Here is a 21,542-nt window from a genome sequence, read left to right on the forward strand (position 1 = left end):
GTGGCGGTGCGCCTCCCGCGCGCTCAATCGCCTGACTGAAAATAGCGCGCAGGATCGACACCCCACTTCTCGGCCGGCTCGTGGCGCAGGATCTTGTCACCGCCGCCGAAACCGAAGGGCTTGGACAGGTCGATGATCTGCGGCTTGATGTAGGCCTGGTTCCTGGTGCTGAAGAACACGTTCACTTTCGGCGTCAGCAGGCTGGTTTCGTGCGCTTCGATCACCACGCCCAGGCGGCCGGATTCGAGCAGCACCAGGGTGCCGACCCGGTAGATGCCGACGCAGCGCATGAACTCCTGGACCAGCGTCGGGTCGAAGTGGAACTTGCTCCACTCGTAGATCTTGCGCAGCGCTTCGGCGGCCGGCATGCCCTTGTGGTAGCAGCGGTCCGAAGTGATGGCGTCGTAGACGTCGACGATCGCCGCCATCTGCGCCAGTTCGCTGATGCCGCCCTCGGCCTGCCTGTCCGGATAACCGCTGCCGTCGCGCCGCTCGTGGTGGTGCAGCGTGATGTCGAGCGGGATCGGGCCGATTTCCGGCGTCTTGACCAGGATGTCGTAGCCGTCGCGCGGGTGGCGCTTGATGATGTCGAATTCCTCGTCGGTCAGGCGGCCCTGCTTGTTCAGGATGGCGTCCGGCACCAGCGCCTTGCCGGTATCGTGCAGCAGCCCCCCCAGGCCGGCCTGGTAGATCGTGGCATCACTCATCTTGCGCGAGCGGCAGAATGCGACCAGCAGCGCGCACACGCTGACCGAGTGCAGGAAGGTGTAGTCGTCCTTGTTCTTGATGCATAGCAGGCCCAGCAGCGCTGCCGGATTGCGCAGCACCGATTCGGTCACGCTCTCGACCACCGGCCCTACCTTGTCCAGTTCGACCGCCTTGCCCAGGCGCGCATCGGCCATCACGGTGCGCACCAAGCCAAGCGCCTGCTTGCGGACGTGGGCGGCGCGGGCAAGTTCCTCGCCCAGCGGGACGCGGGTGACGATCAGCGGCCTGGCGGCGATCGACGTGATTTCCGCTTCGGTCGCGGCCTCGGCCTGCGCCAGCGTCGGCGCATCGTCCAGGTCCAGTCCCTTGCTGCTGTCGATGACGACAGCGCGGATCCGCGCATTGCGAATCTTGTCGATCTCGTCTTCGGAGCGCAACAGAAAGCGGTTGCGCACGAACGGATGGTCCATCCAGCCGCAATCGAGGTCATGGATGAACATGCCGACCTTCAGCGCCGCGGGTTCTACTTTTTTCAACATGATCGGTCTCCTCTTATCTTCCAGGTCGATCCATCAATTTGATCATATTTTCATTAGTAATTACCACCAAGCAACAAAATAATCACCAAATGTAACAATTCGTGGTACTTACGCAGCACTGGAAGCCCGCATCGACCGCGCGGCCGCCGGCCATTGCCAGCCTGTCCACTTGTCCGGGTCCGTGTTACACTGCCGCCTCGCTAGGGGTCCTGGTGCGCGCACGAGCGCGTTGCCGGGTGAGAGATACCCTTCGTACCTGATCTGGATAATGCCAGCGAAGGAAAGCGCAACGCAGTTCCCCATCTTGTTTGCCCTTCCCCCACGTTGGCTCCGGCTTTTTATCAAAAGCAGCGCGCCATGCTCGACCTGGCGCGCGAAGACGAGCAAACCATGACATTCACACTGAAGTACTCCGTCCTTGCCTGCGCCATCGTGCAGGCGTTTTCCGCCACCGCATCCGCACAGGAGCAGGCCCCCGTGGCGTCGGTGGTCGTTACCGGCAGCCGCTGGATCGCCAGCGACCGCGCCAGCATCGGCGGTTTCAGCGAAACCCCGCTGCTCGACACCCCGGCCTCGATCACCGCCATCGGCCGCACCCAGATGCTGGACCTGTCGATCCGCAACGTGAGCGACGCCGCCCGCTACGACGCGTCGATCGGCGATGCCTACAACGCGGTCGGCTATGCCGAGCAGTTCTCGATCCGCGGCTTCGCCCTCGACAATGCCAGCAGCTACCGCAAGGACGGCATCGCGATTCCCGCCGACACCCAGATCCCGCTGGAGAACAAGGAACGGATCGAAGTGCTGCGCGGCCTGGCCGGCCTGCAGGCCGGGGTCGCGGCGCCGGGCGGCATGGTCGATTTCGTCACCAAGCGCCCAAGCAATGCGCCGCTGCGCTCGGCGCTGCTGGAAGTGAGCGAGCGCGGCACCGTGCACGGCGCGGTCGACCTGGGCGGCCGCTTCGAGGACCGCCGCTTCGGCTACCGCATCAACGCGGCCGCCGAGGATTTGAAGTCCTATGTGCGCGGCGCCGACGGCGAGCGCCAGTTCGTGTCCGGCGCCTTCGATTGGCAGGTCACGCCGGACGCGCTGCTGCAGCTCGACCTCGACCACCAGCACAAGGAGCAGATCACCGCGCCCGGCTACCAGCTGCTGCGCAACGAGGTCCTGCCGACCGGCGTGTCGCCCAAGACCCTGCTCAACGACCAGCCCTGGACCAGGCCGGTGGAGACCGACAGCAGCAACCTGGGCCTGCGCTTCGAATACCGCCTGAACCCGGACTGGCTGGCTGTCGTCAACGCCAACAAGCACTGGTTCAAGCGCGACGACTACACCGCCTTCCCCTACGGCTGCAGCAACGAGGGCGAGGGCTACTACCCGGGCTACTGCTCGAACGGCGACTACGACGTCTACGACTACCAGAGCGTGGGCGAGCGCAAGAGCCCGTGGGGCGCCCAGGCCATGCTGCAGGGCCGCTTCGCCACGGGCGCGGTGCGCCACCAGCTGACCCTCGGCGCGTCGATGTCGGAACGCCACGACAGCTTCGGCGAATACGTGTACGACTACGCGGGCTACAGCAACATTTACCAGAACCGGATCGTCGATCCGGCCCCGGGCAATCCGCGCACCGGGCCGGTGACGGAACGCCGCAGCGACCGCGAGACCGCGCTGTTCGCGCAGGACGTGGCGGCGCTCACCGACAGGCTGACGCTGCACGCCGGCCTGCGCTGGGTAAAGCTCAAGCGTGACGAACTGGCCGACATCGAACAGGGCTGGGTGCACGCGGACGACAGCTTCGTGCTGCCGAGCGTGGCGCTGGTCTACAAGCCGATGCGTGACTGGAGCGTGTACGGCTCGCTGAGCCACGGCCTGCAGCACGGCGGCATCGCCGAGATGGGCACCGCCAACCAGGACAGCGTGCTGCCGCCGAGCCGCTCGAAGCAGGTCGAGCTGGGCGTCAAGGGCGTGCTCGGCAACGCGATGATGCTGTCGGCCGCGGTCTTCGACATCAAGCAGGGGCTCGAGTACGTCAATGCCGCCAACGTCTTCGTGCGCGCCGGCGAGCAGCGCCACCGCGGCCTCGAACTGGCGGCCCAGGGCAAGCTCGATCCGGACCTGAACTACAGCCTGTCGCTGATGGCGCTCGACGCGGAGCAGACCGGCACCGGCGATCCGGAGGTGGAGGGCAAGCGCGTGACCAATGTGCCGCAATACCGCTCCACCGCCTGGGTCGAGTATGCGGTGCCGGCGGTCGCCGGCCTGAAGCTCGACGCCACCTGGCAGTACGCGGGCAGCAAGGCCTTCGACCCGGCCAACCGCGCCATCGTGCCGGGCTACCACGTGGCCGCGCTGGGCGCCTCGTACGCGCTGCGCGTGGGTGGTATCGCCACCGTCCTGCGCGCCCGGGTGGACAACGTGTTCGACAAGTTCTACTGGCGCGACGTGACGCAGTCGCTGGGCGGCTACCTGCTGCCGGGCGCGCCGCGGACCTTGCGCGTATCGGCGCAGTTCGACTTCTGAGCCGGTGGTGGCCGGCCCTGCCGGCCACCACCGCCAGGCTAGTCGGCCAGTTCGGCCAGCTTGCCCAGGCAGCGCCGCTGGAAGCCGTTCAATCCCACGGTAACGAAGCTGTCCTCGGGCGCGATCACTTCCGCATCGAGCAGCAGGCGCAGCTTGGCGATGCGGTCGCCCTGGGTCAGCGCCTGCGCCAGGTGCGGGCCGGCCGGGTCGCCCGCCCACGCGATCGCCTCGACGACATCCGCCGGAAAATCCCAGTGCCGGGCGATCACCGCCGACAGCTGGCGGCTGGCGGCAAACAGTTCCAGTCCGAAGCTGCCCGAACCCGGCACCTTGCCTTCGCAGACCCGGTCCGCCATCTGGAACGCGACCTGCAGCCCCACGTTCTGCATCAGGCCCGCCAGGCAGGATTCGAACACGCCGGCGGACAGGCCCGGCGCCATCACGCTGGCGGCAAAGGCGCAGCGTTCGGAATGGCGCCAGACGTTCGGCGCGACCTGGCGCGCGACGCCCTGCACCTTCACCCGGATCAGCGGGCGCATCGCGATCCGCGCCAGCAGCATGCGCAGGCCGTTCAGGCCCAGCATGGTCACCGCACCCTCGAGCGTCTCGATCGGCCTGGCGGGGCGGTAGTAGGCGCTGTTGGCCTCGCGGATCACTTCGGCGACCAGCACCAGGTCGCGCCCCACCTCGGCCGACAGCGCGCCGGTGGAGATGTTTTCGTCAGACAGGGCGCCCAGCAGTTGCGCCACCAGTTCCGGCACGCGCGGCACCAGACCGGATGCGTTCTCGGGGAAGTCGGTCAGGGTGCGCACCTGGTCGAGGATCTGCTGTTCCACTTCCGGTTTGGCGTTGGTGCCGCTCGAGGCCACCAGCCAGCGGTAGAAGGCGGCGTCCACGTCGGCCGCCATGTCCTCGTCATCCGCCGCGGCGGCCGGGCCGGCACTCGTTGCGCTCGCCCGCGTGGCGGTTTCCTTCCCGGCGCCGCCCAGCAGGCGGCCTATCCAATTTTTCACAGCGCACCGCCGTATCGATGTATGCAGAGAGAACTATTTTAATACCATACGGCAACAAAAAGACAATTGTAAAAACCTGTCCGTTCAATCTGCGTCAATAGTGGGCTAGTGGGCCTTGGCGGCGCGGCCCCAGCAGCGCTTCCACCTCGGCGATCCGCTGCGCCGGGCTGCCGCCCAGCAGCACGTAGGGAATGCGGCGCGCATCCAGGGTCTCGACCAGCATCCGGTGCACCTTCTGGCGCATTTCTTCCGACTCGCGCTGCAGGCCGTCCGGCTCCCAGGGACTGTCGGGCGCCGTGACCAGGGTCCAGGCGTAGTCGTGGCGGCTGTCCAGGCGGGCCAGCTGCGGATCGACCCGGCCCCAGTACTGGCGGCTGTACAGCGCCGTCATCAAGGGCGTGGTGTCGCAGAACAGGAAGCGCTGCGCGCGCATGCAGGCTTCGTCCTCGCGCGCGCGCTGGGTGCAGGCGATCTGGTACTGGTCGCTCTCGAAGGGCACGCGCGCGCGGGTGTCGACGAATTCGCGCAGGTATTCGGGCACCCATACGGTGCCGTAGTGGCGCGCCAGGGCTTCGCACAGCGTCGACTTGCCGGACGATTCGGCGCCCAGCACCGCCACGCGCGCAACGGGATCGCTCATGCGTCGCTCCGCGCGATGTTCGACCAGGCGCGCCAGCCGGTCCAGGCCAGCGCCACGAAGATCGCATACAGCAGCGCGGTCAGGTTCAAGCCCTTGTAGACATACAGGCCGACATAGAGCACGTCCACCACGATCCAGACCAGCCAGTTCTCGACCTTCTTGCGGCCCAGCAGGAGCTGGCCCACCAGGCTGCCGGCGGTGAGGAAGCCGTCCGCGTGCGGCACGTCGGTGTCGGTGAGATGGTCGAGGAAGGACGAGAGCAGCACGAAACCGAGCGCCCATCCGGCGATGCCCCAGCCCCAGCCGGCGGGCTTGAGGCGCGTGACGACCAGCGGCTGGGCGCCGGCGCCGTGCAGCCACTGGTACCAGCCCCACACCGACGCGCCGATGAACACGAATTGCAGGCCCATGTCGCCGTACAGCCTTGCGTCGTAGAACACGACCGCATAGGTGCCTGATGAGGCGATCGAGAACAGCCAGGCCCAGTGCTTCTGGCGGATGTTCAGCAGCACGGTGGTCACCGCCAGCAGGAAGGAGATGAGTTCCAGCGGCGTGGTGCTGAAACCGAGGACGGCAAGCGGTTCGTTCATTCGGGTGCGGGTGGGAAGGCAGCGGCGCCGCCGGAAGTCAGCAGGCGATTATGGGCACTGGGCGCTGTTTGCGCAAGCCGGAGCGCCCGCATCGCCGCTGTTGAAGCAGGCGGCAGCAAAAAAAAATGGCTGCGCATGCGCGCAGCCCGGCGCTGTTCGACCTGATGGCCTCAACGCAAGCAAGCCCGCCTGCGGCGGCGCGCCCCGCCCAGGCCGATCGCCGCCACAGCGAACAAGGCCAGCGAGGCCGGCTCCGGCACCTCGGCCGCGATCCCCCAGCGGTCGATGCTGCCGGCATCGCCCGCTTCGCTATCCACCACCGTCAGGGTCCAGTCGCCGAACACGTCGTGGCCGATGAAGGCGGCCAGCGCCTCCTCGGGCCGGAACGCACCGGTGTAAGGCGCATACGCATAGCCTTCGGCGATGCTGATGGCCGCGGCGTCGTCGAACACGGTGCCGGTATAGTTGGCGCCGCCCGAGCCGCCCTGGCGGTTCGACAGCAGCACCGTCACGCCACCATGGCTCAGGCTTAGCACCAGGTCGGCATCCCAGGCATGGGTAATGTCGACCAGTGCGTTGACGTCCAGCACGCGACCGTGGCTGCTCACGTTCAGGGTCGACGCGACGGTGCAGGTATCGCAGATCGCGACCGGCGTGTCGGCACTGGTCGCGGTGATGACGCCGGCTTGCGCACCGGCCGCCGTGCCGACGGCGAGTGCGGCGGCAAGGGTCAGGCAAAGAAATTTGAATGTCACGATAGGCTCTATTCGAAGGTGTGTATGGTGAATGCTCAGTTAAGCTTGATCAGGTCCATGGCGTCGTAGGAGACCGCCGGGGTCAGCCAGCTCGAGCTGCTGGTCGAACCGCTGACGACCCAGACCTTGAGCGTGTTCTGCCCGGCGATCAGGGCGCTGGCCGGAATCAGGTAGTCGTAGGTGATGTTGCGTGCGCGGTAGGTACCGACCGTCATGGTGCGGGTCGACGGCTGGCTGGGCGGGAACACATCGCCCGACTGCGAGCCGACGAAAGGCGAGGCCCAGCTGTTGACGTTGATCTGCGGCCGCCCGCCCGCCTGCGCCGTGGTGACGCCGATCCTGAAGCGGTAGGTCGAGGCAGGCGAGATCTGGCTGGCCTTCAGGGTGAAGTTGATCGTGAGCGGGCCGTTCGGCGCGGCGCCCAGGCCCTTCCACTGAAAAGCCGGCATGTGCAGGCCGGGGGTCGAGGTGCCGACGCGGTAGGGATTGGCGCTGCTCGCCGTATCGAACCAGGGGCGCATGCGCACGTCGGACGGATGCATGACGGTGATCTTGTCGCCGTTGAGGAATTCCCGCGGCGTGCCGTCCCACTCGCCGATGCGGAACAGTGCCTGCGTCAGGCTCGGATCGCCCTTGGCGATGTGCCATTTGCCGCGCGGGTCGTCATTGTTCACGAGCGGATCGGCGCCGATCGTCAGTGCCGGCACGATGTTCGTGGTGCCGGCCGTGACGTTGACCGGCGCGCTGGCGACCGCCAGTTCGTTCTTGTAGACGGTCATCGTGTAGCTGCCGGGGATCATGCCGTCGGCCCGGGTATTGCCGTCGTGGCTGGCGGCGTCGGCCCAGTATTGGGCGTTCGCGTTGGCGAAACCGACAGTGTAGGGAAAGGCCGCGTTACGGCCGTAGATGGCCGGCACGAATACATTGCCGCGCGCGCTCGGCGGCACGTAGCCCAGCAGATGCATTTTCGAGAACCATGCCGTATCGCTTGCGGCAGGCGCCTCGCCGTTGTTGAAGACCATGGTGTAGGCGTTCAGGCGATTGGAACGGAAGCCTTCGGTCTGGCCCTCGCCGTAATTGACGATGTAGGTGATTTCGTTGTTGGTGCTGGTGATCTGGTTGAGCAAGCTGCGATAGAACGGACCGCCGGAGCCGCCTTCGTTGTTGTCGCGCAGGATCCAGACGCCGACATTCGGACCGGTGCCGCCGATGTGCGACCAGTCCTTCAGGCGCATGTTCGAATAGTGCTTGGAGCGCGTCTCCCCCGCATTCGGGCCGCCGGCAATGCCGAAGATATCGCTCGCCTCGATGGCGCCCCCGGTGCCACGCAAATCGTCGGGCCAGGATGGCGGCCGGTTCGGATCGGCATTCACCACCAGGCCGCCGGGCGTACCGGACGGCGTGCCGCTCGGCAGTGCGGCGATCCGCAAGCGGGCGATGAAACGCACCAGCGCCTGGCCGGTTGGCTCGGCGGTGAAGTGGGTGCCCATGTAGATCCTGGCCTCGCCCTTCTTGACCAGGTAATAGTGGGTCAGCACGCCGGTCGCTGAGCCGACGGTGGTGACCGTGATCTTGATGTAATCGCTGGCAGCGGTGACCGCGCTCTGGCCCGCCGCCGGCAGGCTGACTGGCATGACATTGCCCTGTGCGTCGACGACTTCGACCTTGACGTCGACCCCGGTCTGGTCCCGGTAGATGTAGTCGTAGCCGCTGTTGACCTGGGTGCCGCGGCCCGCGTCCTGGTATTCGACACCCTTGTAGACAATGCTGGACAAGTCGCCGGGGGACGTGGTGCTGGTGTCAAGCGGGAAGCCACGCACCTTGAATACCAGTCCGGCGTCGGTATCGATGGTGTAGCTGACCACTTTGTCGCTCGCGTCCTTGGTCGCGGTGACGCTGAACGCCGCCTGGGCGTGCATGCTTGCGCCGGCGAGCATGGTGATCAGTGAACAGCCTTGCAGCAGGACTTTCAATCGCGGTGTCTTCATGCTGTCTCCAATGTGTTGTTGTAGTTGCATTTTTAGTATTGGGTGTAAAGACAAGCCCGGTCAATTGTCTGGATGAGACAAGCGGAAAAACTCATCGCCGTGATCGATAAAAAAACCGCGGCCAGATCGCTCTGGCCGCGGTTTTCAGGAAGTAGTCCGTCTTACTTCTTCGGATACTTGATCGTCATTTCCTTCAACAGCTTGTCGGCATGGTCGACCTCCTTCATCAGCCACAGCATGTAGCGGATGTCGACGTGGATCGCGCGTGTGATGTCGCTGTCGAAGTACCAGTCCTTGGTGATCGATTCATAGGTCGAATCGAAGTTCAGGCCCACCAGTTCGCCGCGCTTGTTCATCACCGCCGAACCCGAGTTGCCGCCCGTGGTGTCGGCACTGGACAGGAAGTTCACCGGCACGGTGCCCAGCACCGGGTCCTTGAACACGCCATAGCGCTTGCCCTTGATCGCGTCGAGCAGCGGGGCCGGCACGATGAACGGATCCTTGTTGCTGGCCTTCTCGACGATGCCTTCCACCGTCGTGAACGGCCCCTTGACCAGCCCGTCGCGCGGCGAGTACGGCGCCACGGTGCCGTAGGTGACCCGCAAGGTCGAGTTGGCGTCCGGGTAGACCGGCTTGCCCTGCGACTTCTTCCAGGCGATGACGGCCGCCATGTACTGCGGAATCACGCGCTCCAGATTGCCGTCGATCTCGTTGCGGCGGTTCTCCAGCGCCATGCCGGTATCGTGCAGGCGCACGGCCAGCTGGATGAACGGGTCGTTCGACTTGCGGAAGGCGTCCGGATCCTTGCCGATCCAGGCCAGGCGCTTGGCGGTGTCGCCCAGTTCGGTCGACTTGAACATCGCGTTCAGCGCGGTGGGCGCCGGCAGCAGCGCGTCCAGGCCCTGCGGATGCAGCCTGGCGTCGGCGCGGGCGTAGCGCGCCAGCGCGGCGCCGTACCTGGCTTCGTCCACCTGCGGCACGAAGGACTGTTCGAGGCGGTTCAGGCGCGCCTTGATGAACGACAGGTCGCGCTCCTGGTAGCCGGATTCGCGCTGGGCATCGGGCTTCTGGCGCTCCAGCGCCAGCCGATACAGGGTGCGCGCGCTCTTGAGCAGGTCGCTGTGGGTCGCCTCAAGCCAGGCGGCTTCCTGGCGCGATGCCACCATGTCCTGCGCGATCACGCTGTCCAGCTCACCGAGCAGGTTCTTCGACGCCGCACTCGCCTTGTCGCCGTGCTGCCGGTACCAGGCGCGGAACTCGGCGTCCTGCACATCCTTGATGGCGGCGATGTCCTTGCGCGCGAAACCGTCCAGCAGGCCTTGCGTCTTCTTCAGCACGTTGTTCAGGCTCTTGGCCACGCTGGCGTAGCGCACGTCCCAGCTCGGGTTGCCCATGGTGGCGGCCGAGATCACCGACAGGTCGGCGGTGATGCTGGCCACCTTGCCCGGGAAGTCGACGTCGCGCGCGAAGCGGATCTCGCTCGGCAGCTTGTAGCGGCTGGTGCGGCCCGGATAGCCGGCCAGCAGGATCGGATCGCCATTCTTCAGGCCTTCGGCGGAGACCACCAGGAAGTCCTTCGACTGGTACGGCACATTGTTCGGCGACGGGTCGGCCGGACGGCCGTCGGGGCCGACATAGGCGCGCAGGAAGGAGTAGTCGCCGGTCTGGCGCGGCCACTCGTAGTTGTCGATGTCGCCGCCGAAGTTGCCGATGCGGTCCGACGGCGCGTACACCAGGCGCACGTCGCGGATCATCAGCTGCTTGATGCGGTAGTACTCGAGGCCGCGGTGGAAGGCCGGCACCGAGCAGCGCACCGATTTGTCGGTTTCGCATTCGGCCACCAGGGCCTTGATGCGCGACTCCACCAGCTCGTGGCGTTCGCGGCCCGACAGGCTCGGGCTCAAGCCCTTGAGCACGCGGTCGGTCACGTTCTCGACCTTCTCGGTGACGTACACCAGGGTGTTCGGTCCGCCCGGCAGTTCCTCGGCGCGGGTCCTGGCCAGGAAGCCGCCCACGATGTAGTTCTTTTCCGGGGTCGAGTTGCGCTGGATGGCGCCGTAGGCGCAGTGATGGTTGGTGACGATCAGGCCGTTCGGCGAGACGAAGGACGCCGAGCAGCCGCCCAGCGAGACGATCGCGCTCATCGGATGCTTGGTCAGGTCGGCCAGCTTCTCGGCCGGCATGGTGATGCCGATGCGCTTGAGTTCGGATTTGAGTTGCGGCAGCTGGTGCGGCTGCCATTGGCCTTCGTCGGCGAGCGCGAAGCTCGCGACGCCCATCAGGGCGAGGGGGAAGGCACGCAGGACGATCGGTTTGAACAAGGTCGGACCCCAGGTGATTTGAAAGGCAGCCCGGAGTATAGCTTTCTTACCTCTGGATGGGGTCGTTTTTTGAGCTGCCGACAGGCTGCCGCCATAGGGGCGGCAGCCGTGAAGCGCTTGCTTCTGCTGACTTCTGCTTACTTCTGCTTGCGTCGGCGGCCGGCGGCGAGGCCGATCATGCCCAGGCCCAGCAGCGCCATGCTGGCAGGCTCCGGCACCTGCGCGGCGGCGGTTTCGAAGTTGAAGGTGGTCGCTTCTTCGCCGGCGAAGCCGATGCGCAGATTGTCGACGTAGCCGTTGAAGCTGCCCGCCCAGCCCGAGCCGATACCGAACTCGATGCCGAGGATCGCGGTCGACGCACTCAGCAGGTCATAGGCCGGTGCGTTGGGCGCCATGCCCGCTGCCCACTGGGCAAGCGTCATGTCGAAGTCCTCGACGGTATTGCCTGGCGCGAACTGACGCTGCCAGAAATACTGGCCGCTCAAGTCGCTCGACACCCACTGGTTCTGCGCAGTCGCGCCGTTGTACACCTGCTCCCAGACCAGGTAACCCTGGTCGGCCGTGGTCGCGCCGTTGCCGTCCGCATCGTAGTAGAGGCGCATGGCAGGCGCAAGGTGCGCGGCCGACGAGCCGGGCGCGCGGAACCAGTCGAGTCCGACCACGTCGAGATTGCCCAGGGTACGGCCATTCACGAAGCCCCAGGTGTAGGCGAAATCGGCCTTGCCGGAGCCATCCGTCGACGACATCTCGACCGAGCCGTTGCCGCTGCGCGGGTTGGCATTGGTGATAGCGGCGAAGGTATCCGACGTGTAGCCATTCGACAGCCCGCGATAATTCGTCAGGTACCAGGTGTCGAGCGCCGGGCTGTTCGATACGCTGGTGACGGTCACCGTCGCGGCCTGCGCGCCACCGGCGGCAAGCAGGGAAAGGGCAAGGACGGAACGGAACATGGTCTTCATGGCAGGTCTCCTTCAGGTTGTTGGACGAGCGCCATGCCATATGCAAGTTGCATGCCAGATACCTGTATTAAGTAAAATCAACAACTTACATGATCCCTGTCAGATCGTGACAGGCAGTTGTCAAATTTTCCGACACCGCAGGGGTGCCTAGCTCTGCTCCTGCCCTGCCCGCCAGCCGCCGCCGAGCGCCTGGATCAGCGCCACCGCCGCCGCCTGGCGGTCGGCCTGCACCTGCATCAGCGAGCGGCGCGCATTCAAGGCCGTGGCCTGGGCCTGCACCACCTCGGAGTAGCTCACCTGCCCGGCGCGGTAGCGGTTCAGGATCTGCTGCTCGACCTTGTCGGCGGCCTCGGAAGCGATCCGTCGCAATTCCTGCTGCCGTGCCAGCACGCGCACCGCGGTGAGCTGGTCCTCGACGTCGGCGAAGGCATTCAGCACCGTCTGGCGGTAGCGCGCCACCGCGGCCTGGTGGCGCGCTTCGGCCCCGGCCACGCCGGCGCGGGTGGCGCCGGCATTGAACACCGCCTGGGCTGCCGACAGGCCGAAGGACCAGGCGGCGCTGGAGGCCGAGAACAGGTCCGCCACCCGGCTGCCGCCCGTGCCCAGCGAGGCCGACAGGCCGATGTCCGGGAAATAGGCCGAGCGCGCGATGCCGATCTGCGCGTTGGCGGCGGCCACGTCGCGCTCGGCGGCGGCGATGTCGGGACGGCGCTGCAGCAGCAGCGACGGCACCCCCACCGGCACCGCCGGCACGGTCACGCGCCAGTCCGGCAGAGGCGCGAGCGTGAATTCGCTCGGCGCCTTGCCCACCAGGACCGCGATCGCGTGCTCGAACTGGGCGCGCTGGCGGCCGAGGGACAATTCGTCGTTGCGCGCATTGGCCAGCTGCGTCTGCGCCTGCAGCACGTCGGTGCGGGCGACGATCCCGACGTTGAAGCGGTTGGTCGTGATCTGCAGCTCGCGCTCGTAGCCGGCGATGGTGCGGGCCAGCAGCGCGCGCTGGGCGTCGAGCGAACGCACGGCGAAGTAGTTGGCGGCCACCTCGCCCTGGGCCGACAGGCGCGCGCCGGCCAGGTCGGCCGCCGTCGCCTGGGCGCCGGCGCGGGCGATGCCGACGCCGGCGCGCAGCCGGCCCCACAGGTCCGGCTCCCAGCCGGCGCCGAGGTTGAGCCGGTAGGCGCTGTCGGCGCCCTGCCCGCGCACGCCGGCGCGGTCGCCGCTCAGGTTCAGGTTCACGCTCGGGAACAGCGCGGCGCGCTGCTGCGCCACCGCCGCCCGCGCCTGCGCATAGTTGGCGACCGCCAGCGCCACGGTCTGGTTCGAGACCTCGACGCTGCTCGCCAGCGCGTCGAGCACCGGATCGTCGAACAGCCGCCACCAGGGGCCGCGCTCGAGCGCGTCGGCCGGTGCCGCCGGCACCCAGCCCTGCATCTCCTTGAAGGCCGTCGGCTCGGGGGTGGTCGGCCGCTGGTAGGCCGGTCCGACGGCGCAGCCGGCCGCAAGGCTGGCGGCCAGTGCCAGCAGGTGAAGGCGGAAGAAGGATCGTTTTCGCATGGGAGTCGTCATTTTGCGGGAACCGTGTGGTCGGCGTCGTGATGGCGGGACAGCTCCTGCTCGTCCGCCTTCCTGGTGCGCAGCTTGTCGAGCAGGACGTAGACCACCGGCGTGGTGAGCAGGGTCAGCAGCTGGCTGGCGACCAGCCCGCCGATGATGGCGATGCCGAGCGGGCGGCGCAGCTCCGAACCCTCGCCGAAGCCGATCGCCAGCGGCAAGGCGCCCAGGGCGGCCGCCAGGGTCGTCATCAGGATCGGGCGGAAGCGCAGGATGCAGGCTTCGCGCACCGCCTCCACCGCGCTCAGGCCGCGCGCCCGCTCGGCGTCGAGGGCGAAGTCGATGATCAGGATGGCGTTCTTCTTCACGATGCCAATGAGCAGGAAGACCCCGATCAGGGCGATGATCGAGAACTCCATGTCGAACAGCAGCAGCGCCAGCACGGCGCCGACGCCGGCCGAGGGCAGCGTGGACAGCACCGTCACCGGATGCACCAGGCTCTCGTACAGGATGCCGAGCACGATGTAGATGACGACGATCGCGGCCAGGATCAGCATCGGCTGCTCCTGGCTCGACTCCTGGGCGGCGCGCGCCGTGCCCTCGAAGCTGCCGCGCACATTGGCCGGCATGGCGATGTCGGCCTCGGCCTGTTTCACCGCGGCCTGGCCGTCTTCCAGGTTGTAGTCTTGCGCCAGGTTGAAGGACACCGTGGTCGCCAGTTCGCCGTCCTGGTGATTGACCGAGGTCGGCGTGGCGCTTTCGGCGAAATCGGCGAAGGCCATCAGCGGCACCATGCTGTTCGCGCCCGAGGACAGCGCCGCACCGCTGGACGGGTCGCGCGCGGCCGTCAGGTTGCCGGGCGTGGACGAGGTGGCGCCGCCCGATGCGGAGGCGGCGGCGGGCGCAGCGCCGCGCGCGGGCACATACACGTCGCGCAGGGCCTCCGGCGACAGCGCATAGCGCTGGGGCACGCCCATGATGATGCGGTACTGGTTCAGCTCGTCGTAGATGGTGGCCACCTGGCGCTGGCCGAAGTTGTTGTAGAGCGCGTTGTTGACGTCGCGCGCGCTGATGCCCAGGCGCGCCGCGCTGTCCTTGTCGACCGTGACGAAGGTCTCGACGCCGTTTTCGGCCTGGTCGGTGTCGACGTCGACCAGCGCCGGCTGGCCCTTCATCGACTCGGCCAGGCGCGTCGCCCACTGCTTCAGGTCGGCCGCGTTGTCGCTCTTCAGGGTGTACTGGTAGGTCGAGTTGCTGGAGCGCCCGCCCATGCGCAGGTCCTGCACCGGATTCAGGAAGATAGACACGCCGGTCACGCGCGCCAGTTTGGGACGCAGGCGCGCGATCACCGCCTCGCCCGACTCGCTGCGCTGCCCTGGCGGCTTCAGGCTCATGAACATGAAGCCGCCGCCGGCGCGCCGGCCGCCGGTAAAGGCCACCACCGTATCGACCGCCGGGTCGCGCCGGATGATGTCCACCAGTTGGCGCAGCTTGCCCTGCATGGCCTGGAACGAGATGCTCTGGTCGGCGCGGATGCCGCCGTTGATCTGGCCCGTGTCCTGGCGCGGAAAGAATCCCTTCGGAGCCGCCGAGAACAGGTAGACGTTCAGGCCGACGACGAAGGCGAGGATGAGCATCACCAGCAGCTTGCTGTCGAGCGCCCAGTCGAGCGAATGGCGGTAGACGCGCAGCACCCTGTCGAAGCCCTGCTCGGACCAGCGCGCCAGCCGGCCGGGCTTGCCGGCGCTTGCGCCGCCGGGTTCCCTGCGCAGCAGCCAGGCGCACATCATCGGCGTGGTGGAGAGCGAGATCACCAGCGAGATCAGCACCGCCGCCGACAGGGTGACGGCGAACTCGCGGAACAGCCGGCCGACCTGCCCGCCCATGAACAGCAGCGGGATGAACACCGCCACCAGCGACAGCGAAATCGACAGCACGGTGAAACCGACTTCCCGCGCGCCGAGCAGCGCCGCCTTCATCCGGTCCATGCCGGATTCGATGTGGCGCGCGGTGTTTTCCAGCACCACGATGGCGTCGTCGACCACGAAGCCGGTGGCGACCGTCAGCGCCATCAGCGACAGGTTGTTCAGGCTGAAACCCAACAGATACATGACGCCGAAGGTGCCCAGCAGCGACACCACCGTCGCCACCGCGGGAATGACGGTGGCGCGCAGGCTGCGCAGGAAGACGCTGACCACCAGCACCACCAGGATGATCGACAGCACCAGGGTGAATTCGATCTCGTGCAGGGAGCTGCGGATCGAGATGGTGCGGTCCGAGGCCACCTGCAGCGTCACGTCCCCCGGCAGCTGGGCCTGCAGCGAGGGCAGCAGCGCGCGCACGCCGTCCACGGTCTCGATGACGTTGGCGTCAGGCTGGCGCGTGACCAGCACGATCACCGCCGGCTGGCCGTTGAACAGGCCCAGGGTGTTGACGTTCTCGACGCCGTCGATGACTTCGGCCACGTCGCGCAGGCGCACCGCCGCGCCGTCGCGCCAGGCCACCACCAGGTCGCGATAGTCGGCCGCCTGCGGCCTGCCCGGCGTATCGCCGGCCGGCTGGGAATAGATCTGGAAGCGGTTGCCGCCGCCTTCGATCGCGCCCTTCGGCCGGTTGGCATTGGTGGCCTGGATCGCGGCGCGCACGTCCTCGCTCGACAGTCCCACCTTGTTGAGCGCGTACGGCAGCAACTCGACCCGCACCGCCGGCAGCGAGCCGCCGCCGATCTCGACTTCGCCCACGCCCTTCACCTGGGCCAGGCGCTGCTGCACCAGGTTAGACACCGACTCGTAGATTTGGCCGGGGGAGCGGGTTTTCGAGGTCAGCGCCAGGATGATCACCGGCGCGTCCGAGGGGTTCGCCTTGCGGTAGGTGGGGTTGCTGCGCAGGGTGGCCGGCAGGTCGGCGCGCGATGCATTGATCGCGGCCTGCACCTCGCGCGCGGCCGAATCGATCTTGCGGTTCAGCTCGAACTGCAGGCTGATCCGGGTCGAGCCGCTGCCGCTGTTCGAGGTCATCTCGTTGACCCCGGCGATCACGCCCAGGCGCCGCTCCAGCGGCGTGGCCACGCTCGACGCCATGGTTTCCGGGCTGGCGCCGGGCAGCGAGGCCGAGACCGAAATGGTCGGGTAGTCCACCTGCGGCAGCGGCGACACCGGCAGCACGAAGAACGCGGCAATGCCGGCCAGCGCGAGCCCGATCGTCAGCAGGACGGTCGCGATCGGGCGCTCGACGAAGGGCCGGGACAGGTTCATGCCCCGACCTCTTCCGGCCTGGCCGGCGCCTTGCCCGAGCGCCGGCGCGCCAGGCGGTCGAAGGCCAGGTAGATCACCGGCGTGGTGAACAGGGTCAGCAACTGGCTGACGATCAGGCCGCCGAAGATGGCCAGGCCCAGCGGCCGGCGCAGCTCGGCGCCCTCGCCCCAGCCCAGCATCAGGGGGATGGCGGCGAACAGCGCGGCCAGGGTCGTCATCAGGATCGGGCGGAAGCGCAGCAGCGCGGCCTGGCGGATCGCGTCCAGCGGGGCCTTGCCCTGGTCGCGCTCGGCCTCGATGGCGAAGTCGATCATCATGATCGCGTTCTTCTTGACGATGCCGATCAGGAGGATGATGCCGATGATGCCGATCACCCCGAGCCCCTGCCCGGTCACCCACAGCGCCAGCAGGGCGCCCACGCCGGCCGACGGCAGGGTCGACAGGATGGTCAGGGGATGCACGTAGCTTTCGTACAGCACGCCCAGCACGATGTAGACGCAGACCACGGCGGCCAGGATCAGCCACAGCTGGTTCGACAGCGAAGCCTGGTAGGCGCCGGAGGCGCCCAGGAAGCTCATGCTGACCGCGTTCGGCATCCCGATCTCCTCGGCGGCCGTACGGATCGCGTCCACCGCGGTGCCGAGCGAAACGCCTTCGGCGGTGTCGAAACCGACGACGGCGGCCGGATACTGGGCAACGTGGGTGATTTGCAAAGGCGCTTGCGCTTCGCGGATGGTGGCCACCGCGGACAGCGGGGTCGGCTGCCCGGAACTGGTGCGCAGCTGCAGGCGGCTCAGGTCGGCCAGCGACATCGTCCCGTCCCCTTCCTTCTGCCCCGCTTCCAGGATCACGCGGTACTGGTTGGTTTCGGTGAAAATGGTCGAGACGATGCGCTGGCCGTAGGCGCTATAGAGCGCGTCGTCGATCGAGGCCGCGGTGATACCCAGGCGCGAGGCCGTATCGCGGTCGATGTCGACGTAGGCGGCGCTGCCGACCGCGCCGGCGTCGGTGGTGGCGTTGCGCACCTCCTTCCTGGTGGCCATCCGGGCGACCAGCTTCCCGGCCCATTCGTCGACCGTGGCGCCGTCGGCGCCCTCGATCGACAGGCGGTACTGGGTCGGGCCGCTCTCGGCGTCGATGGTCAGGTCCTGGGTCGGCTGCAGGTACAGGGTCACGCCCGCGACGTTGGCCACACGGCCGCGCAGCCGGTCCATGATCTGGTCCTGGTCGCCGCGCCCCTCGCGCTTCAGGTTGATCAGCATGCTGCCGGTGTTGAGCATCGTGTTGTTGGCCGCGTCCACGCCCACGTAGGAGCTGAGCGAGGCGACCGCCGGGTCCTTCAGGATCTCGGCGGCGGCGGCCTGCTGCAGCCTGGCCATCTCGGCGTACGAGATCGACTGGCGTGCCTGCAAGCGCGCCTGCAACTGGCCGGTGTCCTGGGTCGGGAACAGGCCTTTCGGGATGACCACCCACAGCAGCGCGGTCAGCACCAGGGTGCCGAGCGCCACCAGCAGGGTCAGGCCCTGGCGCGCCAGTACCCATCCCAGCGCCACGTCGTAGCGCCGGATCACCCGATCGAAAAATGCCTGGCTCCGTTGCGCGAAGCGGCCCGGGCGCTCCTCTTCATGACTCCTGAGCCAGCGCGCCGACATCATCGGCACCAGGCTCAGGGAAACCACCATCGAGATCAGGATGGTGACCGCGAGCGTGACCGCGAACTCGCGGAACAGCCGTCCGACCACGTCGCCCATGAACAGCAGCGGGATCAGCACGGCGATCAGGGACACGGTCAGCGAGATGATGGTGAAGCCGATCTGGGTCGCGCCCTTGAGCGCCGCGGCCATCGGCTGCTCGCCCTCCTCGATGTAGCGCGCGATGTTTTCGATCATGACGATGGCGTCGTCGACCACGAAACCGGTGGCGATCGTCAGCGCCATCAGCGACAGGTTGTTCAGGCTGTAGCCCATCAGGTACATGACGCCGAAGCTGCCGATCAGCGAGATCGGCACCGACAGGCTCGCGATCACGGTGGCGCGCAGGCTGTGCAGGAAGGCGAAGATCACCAGCACCACCAGCACCACGGCCAGCACCAGTTCCATTTGCACGTGCTCGACCGAGGCCCGGATGCCGGCGGTGCGGTCGCTCAGCACGTCCATGCGCACCGAGGCAGGCAGGCCGGCCTGCAGTTCGGGCAGGCGCTCGCGAATACCGTCCACGGTGGCGATCACGTTGGCCCCGGGCTGGCGCTGGACGTTCAGGATGATGGCCGGCTTCAGGTTGGCCCAGGCGCCGATGCGCACGTTTTCGGCGCTGTCGACCACGCGCGCCACCTCCCCCAGGCGTACCGGCGCGCCGTTACGGTAGGAGACGATCAGGTTCCTGTAGTCTTCGACGGCCAGCAGCTGGTCGTTGGCGTTGATCGCGTAGGAACGGGTCGGCCCGTCGAAATTGCCCTTGGCGCTGTTGGCGTTGGCGCCCGCGATGGCGCTGCGCAGGGTGTCCAGGCCCAGACCGTACGAGGCCAGCGCCCCGGTATCGGCCTGGATGCGCACCGCCGGACGCTGGCCGCCGGACAGGGTCACCAGGCCCACGCCCGAGACCTGGCTGATCTTCAGCGCCAGGCGGGTGTTGACCAGGTTCTGCACTTCGGTGAGCGGCAGCGTATCGGAGGTGATGGCCAGGGTCAGCACCGGCGCGTCGGCCGGATTGACCTTGGCGTAGACCGGCGGCGCCGGCAGGTCCGTCGGCAACAGCGAGCCGCCGGCATTGATCGCGGCCTGCACTTCCTGCTCGGCGACGTCCAGGGTCTGGCCGAGCCCGAACTGCAGGGTGATCACCGAGACCCCGGCCGCGCTGGTGGAACTCATGCGGGTCAGGCCGGACATCTCGCCGAACTGGCGTTCCAGCGGCGCGGTGACGGTGCGCGCCATGACTTCCGGACTCGCGCCCGGATACAGGGTCTGCACCTGGATGGTCGGGAAGTCGACCTGCGGCAGCGCAGACAACGGCAGGAAGCGGTAGCCGACCAGGCCGGCCAGCACGATGGCCAGCATCAGCAGGGCCGTGGCGACCGGGCGGCGGATGAACGGCGCGGAGGGGCTCATCAAGCGCTCCCTCGGGGCGCGTCGACGCAAGCGCGGTCTGAACGCGCGGGCGCGAGATCCGGCGCAAGACCCGGCGCAAGACCCGGCGCAAGACCCGGCGCAATTCCCGGCGCAATTCCCGCCCACCCTGCGGGACCGAATTCATCGTAGCGTGGGCGGCGTTGCCGCCCACGCGTCCTGCACACGCTCGTCATTGCTGCGCTCCCTGGCGCCGGCCCTGGCCCTGGCCGCGCGCGCCCCGCGGCCGGTCGCCGGGCAGCGTCACCGTGGCGCCATCGCGCAGCCGGTCCGCTCCCTCGGTGATCACCTGCTCGCCGGGCTTCAGGCCGGAGGTGATCTGCACCTTGTCGACGGTGGCCTGGCCGCGCGTCACAGCGCGCTGCGACACGGTCTTGTCCTGCGCGTTCAGTACGTACACGAAATCGCCGTCGGCGCCGTGGCGCAGCGCCGTCACCGGCACCACGACCGCGTCCTCGATGGTGTCCAGGACCAGGCGCAGGTTGACGAACTGGCTCGGGAACAGCTTGTTGTCGCTGTTGGCGAAGCGCGCCTTGGCACGCACGGTGCCGGTCTGCACGTCGACCTGGTTGTCGAGCGCGATGAAGCTGCCGGTCGCCAGGGTATCGGTGCGGGTGCGGTCCAGCGCGGTGGCAGGCAGCTTCGCGCCCTGCGCGATACGCTGCTGGAGGGCCGGCACCCCGTCCTGCGGGACCGTGAACTCGACGTCGATCGGCGCCAGCTGGGTGATCACCGCGACGCCATTGGCGTCGCCGGTACTGACCAGGTTACCGATATCGACGGTGCGCAGGCCCACCCGGCCGGCGATCGGCGCCTTGACCTTGGTGTAGCCGACATTGAGCTGGGCGACGCCTTCCGATGCGCGGTCGGTCATCACGGTGCCTTCAAGCTGCTTGACCAGCGCCGCCTGGGTATCGACTTCCTGGCGCGCGATCGATTCCTGCTCGAGCAGGGTGCGGTAGCGGCTCAGCGTCAGACGCGCGTTTTCCAGCTGGGCTTCGTCGCGCTGACGCTGGCCGCGCGCCTGCAACAGCGCCATCTCGAAGGGACGCGGATCGATGGTCGCCAGCACCTGGCCCTGCTTGACCATCTGCCCCTCGGTAAACAGGATCTTCTGGACCACGCCCGCGACCTGCGGCCGCACGGTAGCCGTTGCCGCCGCCACCACGGTGCCGAGGGCATCGATGTTGACCGGAATGTCGGCCTGCTCGGCCGTGGCCACGCCGACCGTCGTCGCCGGCCTGCCGCGCCCGCCCCGGCCCGCGCCGCCGCCGGATCCGCCGCCGCCCTGGGCGCGCTCCCCGCCCGGACCGCCGGCCGGGCGATGGGTCAGGTGCCAGACCAGCGCGGCCAGCCCGATCATCGCCAGCACGGCGATCACGGTGCCGATCAGTCGCTTGCGGCGCCTGGTCTGGGGAGAGGACGGCGGTGGGCTCGTCGGGGCGGAAGTCGGAGGCGAATGCGGGTCCATGCTCAACCTTGTTATTGTGGCCAGAGTGTTATTCAGCTAACGTTGTGCCGAAAAGGTTAGCATGCGCTCCCGGCCTGATATGTTTCGTAACGTACATTGCGCTCTCGATCC

At 67.6% G+C, this 21,542-nt stretch carries 12 protein-coding genes, 1 pseudogene and 1 riboswitch; of the genes and pseudogenes, 1 reads left to right on the plus strand and 12 read right to left on the minus strand.

The window, feature by feature from the left end; genetic code table 11:
- Window positions 1–23: 23 nt before the first annotated feature.
- Window positions 24–1,247 (minus strand): HD-GYP domain-containing protein, encoded by a 1,224-nt coding sequence (locus tag IM543_16575; protein ID QOY93172.1) that lies wholly within the window; start codon window positions 1,245–1,247, stop codon window positions 24–26.
- A gap of 192 nt (window positions 1,248–1,439) precedes the next feature.
- Window positions 1,440–1,547, plus strand: a riboswitch (TPP riboswitch).
- 90 nt (window positions 1,548–1,637) lie between these two features.
- Between IM543_16575 and IM543_16580 the strand changes: the two genes are divergently transcribed.
- A complete protein-coding gene (locus IM543_16580) occupies window positions 1,638–3,767 on the plus strand; it encodes a TonB-dependent siderophore receptor (GenBank protein QOY93173.1) in 2,130 nt (709 codons plus the stop codon).
- Window positions 3,768–3,805: 38 nt separating this feature from the next.
- On the opposite strand, the gene IM543_16585 is transcribed toward IM543_16580, so the two are convergent.
- From IM543_16585 to IM543_16635, 11 genes and pseudogenes are all read right to left on the minus strand, one after another.
- Entirely contained in the window at window positions 3,806–4,780 is a 975-nt protein-coding gene (locus tag IM543_16585) for an HDOD domain-containing protein (GenBank protein QOY93174.1), read from the minus strand.
- Between the two features lie 94 nt (window positions 4,781–4,874).
- On the minus strand, window positions 4,875–5,420 hold the full coding sequence (locus tag IM543_16590; protein QOY93175.1) for an ATP-binding protein: 546 nt from the start codon (window positions 5,418–5,420) through the stop codon (window positions 4,875–4,877).
- A complete protein-coding gene (locus IM543_16595) occupies window positions 5,417–6,010 on the minus strand; it encodes a nicotinamide mononucleotide transporter (GenBank protein QOY93176.1) in 594 nt (197 codons plus the stop codon). The genes IM543_16590 and IM543_16595 overlap by 4 nt, the downstream gene beginning before the upstream one ends.
- A gap of 170 nt (window positions 6,011–6,180) precedes the next feature.
- Window positions 6,181–6,765: a proprotein convertase P-domain-containing protein gene (locus tag IM543_16600; GenBank protein ID QOY93177.1), complete on the minus strand. Its 585-nt coding sequence runs from the start codon at window positions 6,763–6,765 to the stop codon at window positions 6,181–6,183.
- 35 nt (window positions 6,766–6,800) lie between these two features.
- Entirely contained in the window at window positions 6,801–8,753 is a 1,953-nt protein-coding gene (locus IM543_16605) for a hypothetical protein (GenBank protein QOY93178.1), read from the minus strand.
- A 161-nt stretch (window positions 8,754–8,914) separates the two neighbouring features.
- Window positions 8,915–11,032: a S46 family peptidase gene (locus tag IM543_16610; GenBank protein ID QOY96725.1), complete on the minus strand. Its 2,118-nt coding sequence runs from the start codon at window positions 11,030–11,032 to the stop codon at window positions 8,915–8,917.
- A gap of 179 nt (window positions 11,033–11,211) precedes the next feature.
- Window positions 11,212–11,292: pseudogene (locus IM543_16615) on the minus strand (PEP-CTERM sorting domain-containing protein).
- 888 nt (window positions 11,293–12,180) lie between these two features.
- Window positions 12,181–13,599 carry an efflux transporter outer membrane subunit gene (locus IM543_16620; protein ID QOY93179.1) on the minus strand — a complete coding sequence of 473 codons (1,419 nt, stop codon included), beginning with the start codon at window positions 13,597–13,599 and terminating at the stop codon, window positions 12,181–12,183.
- Window positions 13,596–16,838, minus strand: coding sequence for an efflux RND transporter permease subunit (locus tag IM543_16625; GenBank protein QOY93180.1), 3,243 nt, complete (start codon window positions 16,836–16,838; stop codon window positions 13,596–13,598). Before IM543_16625 ends, IM543_16620 begins: the two co-directional genes overlap by 4 nt.
- Window positions 16,835–19,942 (minus strand): efflux RND transporter permease subunit, encoded by a 3,108-nt coding sequence (locus IM543_16630; GenBank protein ID QOY93181.1) that lies wholly within the window; start codon window positions 19,940–19,942, stop codon window positions 16,835–16,837. Before IM543_16630 ends, IM543_16625 begins: the two co-directional genes overlap by 4 nt.
- A gap of 190 nt (window positions 19,943–20,132) precedes the next feature.
- Window positions 20,133–21,431, minus strand: coding sequence for an efflux RND transporter periplasmic adaptor subunit (locus IM543_16635; protein QOY93182.1), 1,299 nt, complete (start codon window positions 21,429–21,431; stop codon window positions 20,133–20,135).
- Window positions 21,432–21,542: the final 111 nt, after the last annotated feature.

The sequence above is a fragment of the Massilia sp. UMI-21 genome (genome assembly GCA_015277795.1).
Lineage (GTDB): Bacteria > Pseudomonadota > Gammaproteobacteria > Burkholderiales > Burkholderiaceae_D > Telluria.

Coding starts and splice junctions, on each gene's coding strand:
- IM543_16575 (QOY93172.1), bottom strand. CDS start 1,247: ATGTTGAAAAAAGTAGAACCCGCGGCGCTGAAGGTCGGCATGTTCATC.
- IM543_16580 (QOY93173.1), top strand. CDS start 1,638: ATGACATTCACACTGAAGTACTCCGTCCTTGCCTGCGCCATCGTGCAG.
- IM543_16590 (QOY93175.1), bottom strand. CDS start 5,420: ATGAGCGATCCCGTTGCGCGCGTGGCGGTGCTGGGCGCCGAATCGTCC.
- IM543_16595 (QOY93176.1), bottom strand. CDS start 6,010: ATGAACGAACCGCTTGCCGTCCTCGGTTTCAGCACCACGCCGCTGGAA.
- IM543_16605 (QOY93178.1), bottom strand. CDS start 8,753: ATGAAGACACCGCGATTGAAAGTCCTGCTGCAAGGCTGTTCACTGATC.
- IM543_16610 (QOY96725.1), bottom strand. CDS start 11,032: ATGGGCGTCGCGAGCTTCGCGCTCGCCGACGAAGGCCAATGGCAGCCG.
- IM543_16620 (QOY93179.1), bottom strand. CDS start 13,599: ATGACGACTCCCATGCGAAAACGATCCTTCTTCCGCCTTCACCTGCTG.
- IM543_16625 (QOY93180.1), bottom strand. CDS start 16,838: ATGAACCTGTCCCGGCCCTTCGTCGAGCGCCCGATCGCGACCGTCCTG.
- IM543_16630 (QOY93181.1), bottom strand. CDS start 19,942: ATGAGCCCCTCCGCGCCGTTCATCCGCCGCCCGGTCGCCACGGCCCTG.
- IM543_16635 (QOY93182.1), bottom strand. CDS start 21,431: ATGGACCCGCATTCGCCTCCGACTTCCGCCCCGACGAGCCCACCGCCG.